This window comes from Pseudomonas sp. UBA6310 (assembly GCF_002438225.1).
Lineage (GTDB): Bacteria > Pseudomonadota > Gammaproteobacteria > Pseudomonadales > Pseudomonadaceae > Pseudomonas_O > Pseudomonas_O kuykendallii.
Window position 1 is genome coordinate 56,777 of record NZ_DJTK01000053.1, and the last position, 13,269, is coordinate 70,045.

At 65.3% G+C, this 13,269-nt stretch carries 12 protein-coding genes; 4 read left to right on the forward strand and 8 right to left on the reverse strand.

All coding sequences use genetic code 11. The features are described 5' to 3' along the window. Window position 1: 1 nt before the first annotated feature. From B3E91_RS12870 to B3E91_RS12890, 5 genes are all read right to left on the reverse strand, one after another. Entirely contained in the window at window positions 2-3,502 is a 3,501-nt protein-coding gene (locus B3E91_RS12870; protein ID WP_287029801.1) for a response regulator, read from the reverse strand. Between the two features lie 242 nt (window positions 3,503-3,744). Further along, window positions 3,745-3,903 (reverse strand): YqaE/Pmp3 family membrane protein, encoded by a 159-nt coding sequence (locus B3E91_RS12875; RefSeq protein ID WP_090225571.1) that lies wholly within the window; start codon window positions 3,901-3,903, stop codon window positions 3,745-3,747. A gap of 139 nt (window positions 3,904-4,042) precedes the next feature. Continuing rightward, complete coding sequence (gene secB / locus B3E91_RS12880; protein WP_090225569.1) at window positions 4,043-4,525, reverse strand: protein-export chaperone SecB; 483 nt, start codon at window positions 4,523-4,525, stop codon at window positions 4,043-4,045. 31 nt (window positions 4,526-4,556) lie between these two features. Next, entirely contained in the window at window positions 4,557-4,811 is a 255-nt protein-coding gene (gene grxC, locus B3E91_RS12885) for a glutaredoxin 3 (RefSeq protein ID WP_090225568.1), read from the reverse strand. A 1-nt stretch (window position 4,812) separates the two neighbouring features. Continuing rightward, window positions 4,813-5,226, reverse strand: a complete 414-nt coding sequence (locus B3E91_RS12890) for a rhodanese-like domain-containing protein (protein ID WP_273232622.1) — start codon at window positions 5,224-5,226, stop codon at window positions 4,813-4,815. Window positions 5,227-5,427: 201 nt separating this feature from the next. Between B3E91_RS12890 and gpmI the strand changes: the two genes are divergently transcribed. The 4 genes from gpmI (at window position 5,428) to B3E91_RS12910 (ending at window position 10,660) form a co-directional block, all read left to right on the forward strand. Further along, window positions 5,428-6,963 (forward strand): 2,3-bisphosphoglycerate-independent phosphoglycerate mutase, encoded by a 1,536-nt coding sequence (gpmI, locus tag B3E91_RS12895; protein ID WP_287029802.1) that lies wholly within the window; start codon window positions 5,428-5,430, stop codon window positions 6,961-6,963. Window positions 6,964-7,235: 272 nt separating this feature from the next. Next, window positions 7,236-8,510, forward strand: coding sequence for a murein hydrolase activator EnvC family protein (locus B3E91_RS12900; RefSeq protein ID WP_287029803.1), 1,275 nt, complete (start codon window positions 7,236-7,238; stop codon window positions 8,508-8,510). 34 nt (window positions 8,511-8,544) lie between these two features. After that, window positions 8,545-9,879: a S41 family peptidase gene (locus B3E91_RS12905; protein ID WP_175534329.1), complete on the forward strand. Its 1,335-nt coding sequence runs from the start codon at window positions 8,545-8,547 to the stop codon at window positions 9,877-9,879. A 4-nt stretch (window positions 9,880-9,883) separates the two neighbouring features. After that, entirely contained in the window at window positions 9,884-10,660 is a 777-nt protein-coding gene (locus tag B3E91_RS12910) for a divergent polysaccharide deacetylase family protein (RefSeq protein WP_414708256.1), read from the forward strand. A 72-nt stretch (window positions 10,661-10,732) separates the two neighbouring features. On the opposite strand, the gene B3E91_RS12915 is transcribed toward B3E91_RS12910, so the two are convergent. The 3 genes from B3E91_RS12915 to hisF form a co-directional block, all read right to left on the reverse strand. Beyond that, window positions 10,733-11,488 (reverse strand): substrate-binding periplasmic protein, encoded by a 756-nt coding sequence (locus tag B3E91_RS12915; RefSeq protein ID WP_273232619.1) that lies wholly within the window; start codon window positions 11,486-11,488, stop codon window positions 10,733-10,735. Window positions 11,489-11,549: 61 nt separating this feature from the next. After that, a complete protein-coding gene (locus tag B3E91_RS12920) occupies window positions 11,550-12,305 on the reverse strand; it encodes a substrate-binding periplasmic protein (RefSeq protein ID WP_273232618.1) in 756 nt (251 codons plus the stop codon). Between the two features lie 142 nt (window positions 12,306-12,447). Next, window positions 12,448-13,218: an imidazole glycerol phosphate synthase subunit HisF gene (gene hisF / locus B3E91_RS12925; RefSeq protein WP_090225555.1), complete on the reverse strand. Its 771-nt coding sequence runs from the start codon at window positions 13,216-13,218 to the stop codon at window positions 12,448-12,450. Window positions 13,219-13,269 lie beyond the last annotated feature (51 nt).

The window sequence follows — 13,269 nt, forward strand, 5'->3', positions numbered from 1 at the left end:
GCTAGAAGACCTCCAGCTTGGGCAGCCAGACGCGGATCAGCGAGAACAGCCGGTCCAGTTCGATGGGCTTGGCCAGGTAGTCGTTGGCACCGGCGCGCAGGCAGCGATCCTGGTCGTCCTTCATCGCCTTGGCGGTCACTGCGATGATCGGCAGGCGGGCGAAGCGCGGGTCCTTGCGGATCTCGGTCATCGCTTCGTAGCCGTCCATCTCCGGCATCATGATGTCCATCAGCACGAGGTCGATTTCCTCGTCTTCCTGCACCTTGGCCACGGCCTCGAGGCCGTTACGGGCGATTTCCACCACCGCGCCCTTCTGCTCCAGCGCGCTGCTCAGGGCGAAGATGTTGCGTACATCGTCGTCGACCAGGAGGATCTTGCGGCCCTCGAAGGCGCGGTCGCGGTTGCGCACGGTCTTGAGCATCTTCTGCCGCTCCAGCGGCATGTTCGCTTCGACCTTGTGCAGGAACAGGGTCACCTCGTCGAGCAACCGCTCCGGCGAGCGCGCACCCTTGATGATGATCGAGCGCGAGTACTTGAGCAGCTCGGTTTCCTCGTCGCGGGTCAGGCTGCGGCCGGTGTAGACGATCACCGGCGGGAAGGACTGGATATCCTCCTCGGCCATCCGCGCCAGCAGCTCGTTGCCGTCGATGTCCGGCAGCTTGAGGTCGATGATCATGCAGTCGAAGGTGTTGCGATGCAGTTCGTCGAGGGCCTCGGTGCCGCGCGCGACGGCGGTGATCTCGATGTCGTCGTCCTCGATCAGGCGGGTCACGCTTTCGCGCTGGAGGTCGTCGTCCTCCACCAGCAGGATGCGTTTGACCTTCTGCTCCAACTTGGCTTCCAGGCGCAGGAACACGTCCTTCATCTGCTCGCGCGACACCGGCTTGGTGGCATAGCCCACCGCGCCCATGTGCATCGCCGCTTCCTGGCGATCCTCGACGGAGACGATGTGCACCGGGATGTGCCGGGTATCGGGGTTCTCCTTGAGCCGCTCGAGCACGGTGAGCCCGGAATGATCGGGCAGGCGCATGTCAAGCAGGATGGCATCAGGCTGGAATTGCAGCGCCAGGTCGTAGCCGGCGTCGGCGGCATGCGCCACCAGGCAGTTGTACTTCAGCTCGTGGGCCAGATCGAAGAGGATCTTCGCGAACTGCGGTTCGTCCTCGATGATCAACACGCTGCGCCCTTCCCGGGTGAAGTCGTCGCGATCGTCGGGGAAGGTGAGCGCCGGCACCGGTGGCGGGGCGGGCTTGGCCAGCGGTTGCAGGGGCAGGCGGTCGGTGACGGGCGTACTGGCAACGCTCGGCTGCGGCGCGTTCGGCGAGTCTTCCGGGGCGCCCTGGTATTCGATCGGCAGCAGCAGGGTGAACGCGCTGCCCTTACCCTCCTCGCTCACTACGCTGACCGTGGCGCCCAGCATGCGCGCCAGCTCACGGGAGATCGAAAGGCCGAGACCGGTGCCGCCGTGGCGACGGTTGGTGGTGCCGTCGGCCTGGCGGAAGGCCTCGAAGATGATCTCCTGCTGCTCGGCGCGGATACCGATACCGCTGTCGATCACGTCGAATGCCACGTGTTCGTCGTCCTGCTTGCGAATGCGCAAGGTGACGGCGCCCTTGTCGGTGAACTTGAAGGCGTTCGACAGCAGGTTCTTGAGGATCTGCTCCAGGCGCTGCGAATCGGTGAACACGGAAGCCGGCACGCCTTCCTCGAACTGGATATGGAAATCCAGCTTCTTCTGCTCGGCCAGGGGCTGGAACAGGTTGCTGAGGTTCTCGCCGAGGCGGGCCAGCCCGGTCGGCTCGAGGTGCATGTCGAGCTTGCCGGCCTCGACCTTGGACAGGTCGAGGATATCGTTGATCAGGGTGAGCAGGTCGTTGCCGGCGGAGTAAATGGAGCTGGCGAACTTGACCTGCTCTTCGCTGAGATTGCCCTGGGCGTTGTCGGCGAGCAGCTTGGCCAGGATCAGCGAGCTGTTCAGCGGCGTGCGCAGCTCATGGGACATGTTGGCGAGGAATTCGGACTTGTAGCGGCTGGCGCGCTGCAGCTCTTCGGCACGCGTCTCCAGCAGCAGCTGGGCCTGGTGCAGGTCGCGGTTGCGCTCGTTGAGCTGGTCGCGGTGCTGCTCCAGCGCCTGGGCCTGGTCGGAAAGCTGTTCGTTGGTCTGCTCCAGCTCGGCCTGCTGGGCCTCCAGGCTGGCCTGGGATTCGCGCAGCGCGCAGGACTGTTCTTCCAGCTCCTCGTTGGCGCTGCGCAGCTCTTCCTGCTGGACCTGCAGCTCTTCGTTGAGCGACTGGGTGTCGGCCAGCGCGCGTTGCAGGCGCTGCCGGTAGTTGACGGCGGCCAGCGCCGAGCCGACGTTGCCGGCGAGCAGGGTGAGCAACTCGCTGTCCTTTTCCTCCAGCGGACGCAGGAAGCCCAGTTCGATCACGCCGTTGAGCTCGCCGCCGTCCTCCACCGGGAAGATCAGCACCGAGCGGGCGACGCTGTCGCCGAGGGACGAATTCACCCGCAGGTAATTCTCCGGCAGCGACTCGAGGGCCATCGGCTGACGATCCACCGCGACCTGGCCGACCAGACCCTCGCCGAATGCCAGCTCCTTCCTCTGTCTCGCCTGATCCTCGCTGAACGCATAGGCGGAGACGCGCTTCAGGCGCTTGTCATCGACCACGTAGAGCGCGCCGACGACCATGCCCAGGTAGCGGGCGAGGAAGCCCAGCGTGCTGTCGCCCAGCTGATTCATGCTCAACTGGCCGATCAGTTCCTCGGCGAGCAGCGTCTGCCCGGAGCGGAACCAGGCCTGCTGCTGCAGCTTCTCGGCGTGCGCCGCCTGGGTCGCCAGCACCTCGTCGTAGGTGCGCGACAGCTGCATCAGCTCGCGACGCCCCATGAAGGCGAGGAAACCGCTGATCAGCAGATTGAGCAGGATCACGCCGCCGACACCGAAGATCGTGACCTTCTGCGCCGTCTCGGTACGTTCCTGGCGCAACTGGCTCTCGGTCGCCAGGACGTCGCTGAAGTACACCCGGATGGAGTCGGTCAGGCGCTTGCCGGACAGGTCCTTGAGCTGCTGGATGTAAGAGTCGTCACCCTGCCGGCGCAGGCTGATCATGCGCGCGGAAAAATCCATCCACTGCTGCTGCAGCTGTTCGATCTTGACGATCCGGTTGACTTGCACCGGGTTGTCCGCGACCAGCTCCTTGAGCGGCGTGGACTTGCTGACGAATTCGTTGCGCGCCCGCTGATAGGGCTCGAGGAATATCTCGTCACCGGTGATGAGATAACCGCGCAGGCCGGTTTCCATGTCGATCACCAGCTTCAGCGTCTCGTTGGATTCGGCGATGACGCGGTCGGTGTGCTCGACCCAGCGGCTGACATCGAGGAGGTAGAAGATGATCGCGATGAAAAACAGCGAGCTGAGGATACCCATGCCGAGCGGCAGGGACACGTTGCGGCCGAGAATGCGGCGGAAGGCCTTCTCGTCGATGGGCGATGTTCTGTTCATTTCGCTTCCCTAGCAACTGAAATGGCACGGGAGTTCTGCGACTCCCTCTGACGCGAGGCCGGCATGGTAAACCAGCGCGCGCAACCGGACTATTCCGAATGCCGCACCGAATCAGCATTAGTCCGATGCCAGGCAGGGAAGGTTCAGTAAACGGAAATTTAAGACGATCTGCGTCACATCGCGGCAAAGCTCGTCGTTTTACCCGAAGCCGGCGCGTTGCGCGCCGGCGTCCGTGAACCGCCTCAGCGCCGCGCGATGACCCAGACGGCATGGATGATGCCGGGGATGTAGCCGAGCAGCGTGAGCAGGATGTTCAGCCAGAACGCCCCGCCAAAGCCGACCTGGAGGAAGACTCCGAGCGGCGGCAACAGGATGGCGATGATGATGCGGATAAGGTCCATTGCAGGTACTCCATGATGGGCGTTGGGCTTACCGGACAATCGACCCGAGGCGCCTGCGACGGTTCACTGCGGACTCCGCTTCGCTTCGCGCGGGCATAAAAAAACGCCCCGAAGGGCGTTCATTCGCGGCATCCGACACTCAGTTGAGCGTGCCTTCACCGGCCGACTGCATGCGCGACAGCTCTTGCGCGTACAGCGCATCGAAGTTCACCGGGGCCAGCATCAGCGCCGGGAACGAGCCACGGGTGACCAGGCTGTCCAGGGTCTCGCGGGCATACGGGAAGAGAATGTTCGGGCAGAACGCGCCGAGCGTGTGGCTCATCGAGCCAGCGTCCAGGTTCTTGATCAGGAAGATGCCGGCCTGCTGCACTTCGGCGATGAAGGCGGTCTCTTCACCGTTCTTCACGGTGACCGAGAGGGTCAGCACGACTTCGTGGAAGTCGCCTTCCAGCGGCTTCTGGCGGGTGTTGAGGTCCAGCGCGACGCTCGGCGTCCAGTCCTGGCGGAAGATTTCCGGGCTCTTCGGCGCTTCGAAGGAGAGGTCGCGCACATAGATGCGCTGCAGCGAGAATTGCGGGTTCTGAGCGTCCTGGGCGGCGCCGTTGGTGGTTTCTTCAGTCATGGCAGAGCCTTGTGAGTTACGACAGTGGAAATCAGCCCTTGAGCAAGGCGTCGAGTTTGCCGGCGCGCTCCAGAGCGAAGAGATCGTCGCAGCCACCCACGTGGGTGCTGCCGATCCATATCTGCGGTACCGAGGTGCGGCCGGCCTTGCGGGTCATCTCGGCACGCAGCGCGGCGTCGCGCTCCACGCCGATTTCCTCGAAGGCGACACCCTTGCGCTCGAGCAACTGCTTGGCGCGGATGCAGTACGGACACCAGGGCGTGGTGTAAATGACGATCTTCGACATATCACTTGACCAGGGGCAGGTTGTCTCCGCGCCAGCTGGAGATGCCGCCGGACAGCTTGACGGCGTTGAAGCCGAGCTTCTTCAGCTCGCTGCAGACGGTTCCGGAATGCTGGCCCATGGCGTCGACCACGATGAGGGTCTTGGACCTGTGCTTTTCCAGCTCGGCCACGCGGTTGACCACCTTGTCGTGGGGAATGTTCAGCGCATCGACCACGTGCCCGGTGTCGAACTCCTTCTTGACGCGAACGTCCAACACCACGCCCTCGCCACTGTTGACCAGCGAAGTCAGCTCGCGATTGCTCAGGCTGCGGCCGCCGCGGCGCGATTCGTTGAGGATCAGGGCGATCAGCAGCACGACGAACAGGCTGGCAAGCACGTAGTGGTTAGTGGCGAATTCAATCAGCTTGGCGAGCATCAATAGGTTCCAGGGCGGTAAAATGCCGGCCAGTATACACAGCACCCCGAGCCGGCCGAAACCTGCCGAACCGTGACGCGAAACCAAGCGGCCCCGTAGAATGCTGAGCCCGCCGTCACTGCCACGGCCGACGATTTTCGATGGCAACTGCCCAGCGCGGCCACCCCGCCGCAACGAATGGAAAATTTCAGGAAGCCTTTCATGAGCGCAACGCCCAAACCCCTGGTTCTGATCATCCTGGACGGCTTCGGTCACAGCGACAGCCCTGACTCCAACGCCGTGCTCGCCGCGCGCAAGCCGGTCCTCGACGGCCTGGTGGCGAGCCAGCCGAACGGCCTGATTTCCGGCAGCGGCATGGACGTCGGCCTGCCCGACGGACAGATGGGCAACTCCGAAGTCGGCCACATGAACCTGGGCGCCGGCCGCGTCGTGTATCAGGACTTCACCCGCGTGACCAAGGCGATCCGCGACGGCGACTTCTTCGAGAACCCGGCGATCTGCACCGCCGTGGACAAGGCCGTCGGCGCGGGCAAGGCCGTGCACATCCTCGGCCTGCTCTCCGACGGCGGCGTGCACAGCCACCAGGATCACCTGGTCGCCATGGCCGAGCTGGCCGCGCGTCGCGGCGCCGAGAAGATCTACCTGCACGCCTTCCTCGACGGCCGGGACACCCCGCCGCGCAGCGCCCAGGCCTCCATCGAACTGCTGGACGCCACCTTCGCGCGCCTGGGCAAGGGCCGCATCGCCACGCTGATCGGGCGCTATTTCGCGATGGACCGCGACAACCGCTGGGACCGCGTGCAGCAGGCCTACGACCTGATCGTCGACGGCAAGGCGCAGTTCACCGCCGACACCGCGGTCGCCGGCCTAGAGGCCGCCTACGCCCGCGAGGAGAGCGACGAATTCGTCAAGGCCACCGCCATCGGTGCCCCGGCGCCGGTGGAAGACGGCGACGCGGTGGTCTTCATGAACTTCCGCGCCGACCGCGCCCGCGAGCTCAGCCGCGTGTTCGTCGAGCCCGACTTCAAGGACTTCCCCCGTGCGCGCCAGCCGAAACTGGCCGGCTACGTGATGCTGACGCAGTACGCCGCCAGCATCGACGCGCCCAGCGCCTACAAGCCGGAAGCGCTGACCAACGTGCTCGGCGAATACCTGGCGAAGAACGGCAAGACCCAGCTGCGCATCGCCGAGACCGAGAAGTACGCCCACGTCACCTTCTTCTTCTCCGGCGGTCGCGAAGAACCCTACGAAGGTGAAGAGCGCATCCTGATCCCGTCGCCGAAAGTCGCCACCTACGACCTGCAACCAGAGATGAGCGCCCCCGAGGTCACCGACCGCATCGTCGAGGCCATCGAGAACCAGCGCTACGATGTCATCGTGGTCAACTACGCCAACGGCGACATGGTCGGCCATACCGGCGTGTTCGAAGCCGCAGTGAAAGCCGTGGAATGCCTCGACACCTGCGTCGGCCGCATCGCCGCGGCGCTGGACAAGGTCGGCGGCGAAGCGCTGATCACCGCCGACCACGGCAACGTCGAGCAAATGAAGGACGAAGGCACCGGCCAGGCGCACACCGCGCATACCTGCGAGCCGGTGCCCTTCATCTATGTCGGCAAGCGCAAGCTGCACATCCGCGAAGGCGGCGTGCTGGCCGACGTCGCGCCGACCATGCTGACGCTGATGGGCCTGCCGATTCCCAGGGAAATGACCGGCACCTCGATCGTCACGCTGGACTGATGCCGTCGCGGCCGGGCACCGCGCCTTTTCGCGGTGTCCGGCCCGCGGCTTGAACCAAGGCGTCCGCGCCGTCCTGGCACCTGCTCACGATCTCGCGAGCTGGAGCGTTACAAGGGCAAGGCGCCCCGCAAAAACACGTGAGGAAGCGGAGTTACGAGTGGTAAATGAGCATCCGAACTTGTTTTTGACGCAGTAACGCCAACGTACAGCAGATCGTGAACAGGTTCTTAGGCATACTAACCTCCACTTCTATCCCGGTATCGCTGCACTCCATGCTCCGCATCCTGACCCTCTTGCTTGCCACCCTGTTGCTGAGCCCGGCGTTCGCCGACCAGCGCGCCGAAACCCAGCAACAGCTGGAGGCGGCGCGCAAGGACGTCGCCGAGCTGAAAAAGCTATTGGAGAAAGTGCAGCAGGAAAAAAGCGGCGTGCAGAAGCAACTGCGCAGCACCGAGACCGAGATGGGCGACCTGGAAAAGCAGGTCCGGCAGCTCGAAGAGGAGATGCGCAAGAGCCAGGACGAGCTCAAGCGCCTCGACGAAGAGAAAAAAAAACTCCAGGGCGCACGCCTTGAGCAGCAACGCCTGATCGGCATCCAGGCCCGCGCCGCCTATCAGAGCGGGCGCCAGGAATACATCAAGCTGCTACTGAACCAGCAGAACCCGGAGAAATTCGCCCGTACCCTGACCTACTACGACTACCTCAGCCAGGCCCGTCTCGAACAGCTCACCGCGTTCAACGAGACGCTGCGCCAACTGGCCAACGTCGAGAGCGACATCGCCGCGCAGAACGCCCAGCTCAACGAACAGAAGGACGGCCTCGACAGCCGACGCGAGCGACTGGCGCAGGTCCGCAAGGAGCGCCAGGAAGCCCTGGCCAAGCTGAATCAGGAGTACTCGACCAAGGACCGCAGCCTCAAGGCCCGCGAGCAGGAGCAGGCCGAACTCGGCCAGGTGCTCAAGACCATCGAGGAAACTCTCGCCCGCCAGGCCCGTGAGGCCGAGCAGGCGCGTCAGCAGGCGCTCGCCGAGCAACGCCGCCAGGAAGCCCTGGCCCGCGAGCAGCCAAAGGGCGCGCCGAACAGAACGCCCAGCGCCCCGAGCGGGCCGCTGGTGTCCAGCGCCGGGGCCAACTACGGCGGCCCGTTCGGCAGTGCCCGTGGCAAGCTGCCCTGGCCGGTGGACGGACGCATCGTGGCCCGCTACGGCACTCCGCGCGGCGACGACGCCCGAACCAAGTGGGACGGCGTGCTGATCGGCGCAAGTGCCGGCAGCCAGGTCCGCGCGGTGCATGGCGGCCGCGTGGTGTACGCCGACTGGTTGCGTGGCGCCGGGCTTCTGGTCATTCTCGACCATGGCTCGGGCTATCTCAGCCTGTACGGCCACAACCAGAGTTTGCTGAAAAGTGCCGGCGATATCGTCAAGGCCGGCGAGCCGATCGCCACCGTCGGCACCAGCGGGGGCCAAGAAACCCCCGCGCTGTATTTCGCCATCCGCCAGCAGGGCCGCCCCAGCGACCCCACGCAATGGTGCCGCGCGCAGGGTTAGCGCGTTCATTACCTTGGAGTTCGACATGCTGCACGTGCGCCATCTGCTTCGCCCCACCTCGCTCGCCCTGGCCCTTTCGCTCATCGCGGGCAGTGGCGGCGCCTGGGCGCAACAGCCTCCGGCCTCGATGGCGCCGGCGCCGATGCCCGCCACGCCGGCCGCGCAAGCCAAGGCGCCGCTGCCGCTGGACGAGCTGCGAACCTTCGCCGAGGTGCTCGACCGCATCAAGGCGGCCTACGTCGAACCGGTGGACGACAAGACGCTGCTGGAAAACGCCATCAAGGGCATGCTCAGCAACCTCGATCCGCACTCCGCCTACCTCGATCCGCAGGAGTTCGAGGAACTGCAGGAAAGTACCAGCGGCGAATTCGGCGGCCTGGGCATCGAGGTCGGTGTCGAGGACGGCTTCATCAAGGTGGTCTCGCCGATCGACGACACTCCGGCGTCCAAGGCCGGCATCGAGGCCGGCGACCTGATCGTGAAGATCGACGGGCAGCCAACCAAGGGCCTGTCGATGATGGATGCCGTCGACAAGATGCGCGGCAAGCCGGGCAGCAAGATTTCCCTCACCCTGGTGCGTGGCGAAGGCGGCAAGCCGTTCGACGTCGAGCTGGCGCGCGCGGTGATCAAGGTGCAGAGCGTGAAGAGCCAGTTCCTCGAGAAGGGCTTCGGCTACGTGCGCATCACCCAGTTCCAGATCAACACCGGCGAGGAAGTCGGCAAGGCCCTGGCCAAGCTGCGCAAGGACAACAACGGCAAGCTCAAGGGCCTGGTCCTCGACCTGCGCAACAACCCCGGCGGCGTGCTGCAGTCGGCCGTCGAGGTGGCCGACCACTTCCTCACCGACGGCCTGATCGTCTACACCAAGGGGCGTATCGCCAACTCCGAGCTGCGCTTCTCCGCCGACCCGGCCGATGCCAGCGAAGGCGTGCCGCTGGTTGTGCTGATCAACGGTGGCAGCGCCTCGGCGGCCGAAATCGTCGCCGGCGCCCTGCAGGACCACAAACGCGGCGTGCTGATGGGCACCGACAGCTTCGGCAAGGGTTCGGTGCAGACCGTGCTGCCGCTGAACAACGACCGCGCGCTGAAGCTCACCACCGCGCTGTACTTCACCCCCAACGGCCGCTCGATCCAGGCCCAGGGCATCGTGCCCGACATCGAAGTCGCGCGCGCCAAGGTCACCCCGGAAGGCGACGGCGAGACCTTCAAGGAAGCCGATCTCGCCGGTCACCTGGGCAACGGCAACGGCGGCGCGGACAAGCCCAGCGGGCATCCGAGCAAAACCGAACCGCGCCTGCAGGACGACGACTACCAGCTGAACCAGGCGCTGAACCTGCTCAAGGGCCTGAACCTCACTCGCAGCAAGTAAGCCGGTGCGGGCCTGGCTGCTGCTCCTGCTGCTGGGCGTCTTCGGCCTGGCGCAGGCCGAGCAGGCGAACCCGCCGCCAGGCAAACGTCCGCGCCTGGCGCTGATCATCGACGACCTCGGGCAGAATCCGCCACGCGACCGCCGGGTGCTGGCCCTGCCCGGTCCGGTCGCGCTGTCCATCCTCCCCGACACCCCGCACGCACGCGAACTGGCGCTGGCCGCGCATCGGGCCGGCAAGACCGTGCTCTTGCACCTGCCGATGGACCCTGCCGGCGGGCCCTTCTCCTGGCATCCGCAGATGCCCCTGCAACAACTGCACGAGCGCCTCGACGCGGCGCTCGACGCCGTGCCCTACGCGCATGGCCTGAACAACCACATGGGCAGCCGGATGACCGCCGAAGCGGAGCCGATGGCCTGGCTGATGGGCGAGTTGCAGCGCCGCCACCTGATCTTCCTCGACAGCCGCACCAGCCCCGCCACCGTCGCCGCCGCCCAGGCACAGAAGATCGGCCTGGCGAGCCTGTCGCGCGACGTGTTTCTCGATGACGATCCGAACCCGCAGGCGGTCGCCCGGCAGTTGGCCGCCGGCATTCAGCTGGCTCGCAAGCAGGGCTCGGCGGTGCTCATCGGCCACCCTCACCCGGATACCCTCGCGGTACTCGAACGCGAGCTGCCGCGCCTGCGCGAACAGGGCATCGACTGGATCGGCATCGACCTGATGATCGCCGTGCGCGGCAACCGGGCGATGGCGGCGCATGGCAAGGGCGGGATCTATCGCTAGGCGGCGGCTCGGCGCGAAGAGCGCACGGGCGCGGTGGGATACGGGCGCGCATCGCCTGCGCGCCCGCGGCAACTACAGGTAGTTGTTCGTCGCGTCCTCGACGAAGCCTTCGGCGCGCATGGCGTCCAGGGCTTTCTGCAGTCGCTCGACCACCTCGTCCGGGGTGTCCTTGTTCAGCGCCAGGTACAGCTCGGCGTCGTTGAAGCGCAACACGGTCTGCAGCCCGGTGGCACCTTCCTGCTTGGCGATGTAGCGGCCGACCGGGTCGGTGGTGGCCCACAGGTCGATCTGCCCCTTGAGCAGCTTGCCGACGTTCTCCTGATCGCGCAGGGCGTTGATCGGCTTCATCCCCTGGCTTTCCAGGTGCTGGCTGACCGCGTCGTTCTTGTAGGCGCCGAGCTTGTACTTTTCGGCCTCCTTGAGGCTGGCGACCTTGATCGTGCTGCCAGGCGCCGAGAGCAGCACCCAGCCGGTCTTGGCCAGCGGACCGACCCACTTGAACAGCGGTTTGCGCTCGGGGGTATAGGTGGTCGAGAAGAGCCCGTAGTTGGGCTTGTCGAGGGTGAGGTTGTAGAGCCGATCCCAGGGGAAACGCAGGGTCAGGGTGTAGGCGATCCCGGCGCGCTTGAACATCTCCCGCACGATGTCGGCACTGATGCCGTCGATGCCGTCGTCGCGGGCGAAGTTCTTGTCGTCGATCGCCATGTTGAACGGCGGGAAGTTCTCGGTCAGCAGGACCACCTTGTAGTCGGCCGGCAGCTCGGCGCGTGCTGCCGAGGCCACCAGCAACAAGCTCAACGTCAACGTCCTTTGCAACGATTTCAGCATGTCAGCACTACTCCAGTGTCTGTCGCCGTGGCGTTTCATCTACATGAAGGCCAGGCATCGATTACAGGTAGCGACCCAGTATTTCGTCGACGAAACCCTCGGCCCGCATCCGCTCCAGCGTCGCTTGCAGTTTCTGCACCACCTCGTCCGGCACCTTTTTGTTGAGCGCCAGATAGAGCTGAGCGGTGTCGAAACGCAACACCGTTTTCAGCCCGCTGACACCTTCTTGCCTGGCCAGGTAGCGGCCGGCCGGATCGCCAGTGGCCCAGAGGTCGATCTGGCCTTTCTCCAGCTTCCTGGCGTTTTCCTGGTCGCGCAGCACGGTGATCGGCTGCAGGCCCTTTTCCGCCAGGCGCTCGGCGATCGCATCGCCCTTGTAGGCGCCGATCCGGTACTTCCCGGCCGCTTCCAGGCTGTCGACGCTGATCGGGCTATCGCCGCGCGCCAGCAGGACCCAGTCGTCCGGACCGATGGGGCCGACCCACTTGAACGCGTCCTCCCGCTCCGGCAGGCGGGCGGTGACGAACACGCCGTAGTTGGGCTTCTCCTGGGCGAGCTTGTAGATGCGCTCCCAGGGGAAGCGCAGCGTCATGCTGTAGCGGATATCGGCACGCTTGAACATTTCGCGAACGATGTCCACGGCGATGCCGTTGATATTGCTCTCATGGGCGAAATTCTTCCCGTTGATCGCCATGTTGTACGGCGGGAAGTTTTCCGTGAGCAGAACGACGCTGTAGTACTTGTCGATTTCGGCGCGCGCGGTGCCGGCGAACAGGAGCAAGGTGCCGAGCAGCGGCAGCAATACGCGTTTGAGCATGATCTCTCGCAGAACGATGGAGTGGATGAAGGATATCCGGAGCCAGGGCGCGCACGCTGATCGACGGCAAATCGGTGACGCGCGAAAGGCTCGGGCAACGCCCGGTGGCATCGCCCCCGGCGTAGGGGCGATGACGGAAACGTCAGCGTACGACGATACCGCGGCTGGCCAGGTAGGCCTTGGCTTCGGGAACGGTGTATTCGCCGAAGTGGAAGATGCTCGCGGCGAGCACTGCGGCGGCCTTGCCTTCGAGAATCCCGGCGGCGAGGTGCTCGAGATTGCCGACGCCGCCCGAGGCGATCACCGGAATCCCGACCGCCTCGCTGATGGCGCGGGTGACGCCGAGGTCGTAGCCGCTCTTCACGCCGTCCTGATCCATGCTGGTGAGCAGGATCTCGCCGGCGCCGAGGTCTTCCATCTTCCTGGCCCAGGCCACCGCGTCCAGGCCGGTCGGCTTGCGCCCGCCATGGGTGAAGATTTCCCAGCGCGGTGTTTCGCCGGGCGCCGAGACGCGCTTGGCGTCGATGGCGACCACGATGCACTGCGAGCCGAACCGCGAGGACGCCTCGCCGACGAACTCGGGGGTGAAGACCGCGGCTGTATTGATGGAGACCTTGTCCGCTCCGGCATTGAGCAGGTTGCGAATGTCCTGCACCGTTCTGACGCCGCCCCCGACGGTGAGCGGGATGAACACCTGACTGGCCATGCGTTCGACGGTGTGCAGCGTGGTGTCGCGGCCGTCGACGCTGGCGGTGATGTCGAGGAAGGTGATCTCGTCGGCGCCCTGCTCGTCGTAGCGGCGGGCGATTTCCACCGGATCGCCGGCGTCGCGGATGTTCTCGAACTGCACGCCCTTGACCACGCGACCGTTGTCGACGTCGAGGCAGGGGATGATGCGTTTAGCCAGTGCCATGGCGACTTCTCTCGTAGGGTGCGCCGTGCGCACCGGTAACCGTCAGCGGTT

What these genes read in the sequence shown, in the direction of transcription:
- grxC (WP_090225568.1), bottom strand. Translation starts at nt 4,811, where the DNA reads ATGTCGAAGATCGTCATTTACACCACGCCCTGGTGTCCGTACTGCATC.
- hisF (WP_090225555.1), bottom strand. Translation starts at nt 13,218, where the DNA reads ATGGCACTGGCTAAACGCATCATCCCCTGCCTCGACGTCGACAACGGT.
- B3E91_RS12870 (WP_287029801.1), bottom strand. Translation starts at nt 3,502, where the DNA reads ATGAACAGAACATCGCCCATCGACGAGAAGGCCTTCCGCCGCATTCTC.
- secB (WP_090225569.1), bottom strand. Translation starts at nt 4,525, where the DNA reads ATGACTGAAGAAACCACCAACGGCGCCGCCCAGGACGCTCAGAACCCG.
- gpmI (WP_287029802.1), top strand. Translation starts at nt 5,428, where the DNA reads ATGAGCGCAACGCCCAAACCCCTGGTTCTGATCATCCTGGACGGCTTC.
- B3E91_RS12920 (WP_273232618.1), bottom strand. Translation starts at nt 12,305, where the DNA reads ATGCTCAAACGCGTATTGCTGCCGCTGCTCGGCACCTTGCTCCTGTTC.
- B3E91_RS12890 (WP_273232622.1), bottom strand. Translation starts at nt 5,226, where the DNA reads ATGCTCGCCAAGCTGATTGAATTCGCCACTAACCACTACGTGCTTGCC.
- B3E91_RS12915 (WP_273232619.1), bottom strand. Translation starts at nt 11,488, where the DNA reads ATGCTGAAATCGTTGCAAAGGACGTTGACGTTGAGCTTGTTGCTGGTG.
- B3E91_RS12875 (WP_090225571.1), bottom strand. Translation starts at nt 3,903, where the DNA reads ATGGACCTTATCCGCATCATCATCGCCATCCTGTTGCCGCCGCTCGGA.
- B3E91_RS12900 (WP_287029803.1), top strand. Translation starts at nt 7,236, where the DNA reads ATGCTCCGCATCCTGACCCTCTTGCTTGCCACCCTGTTGCTGAGCCCG.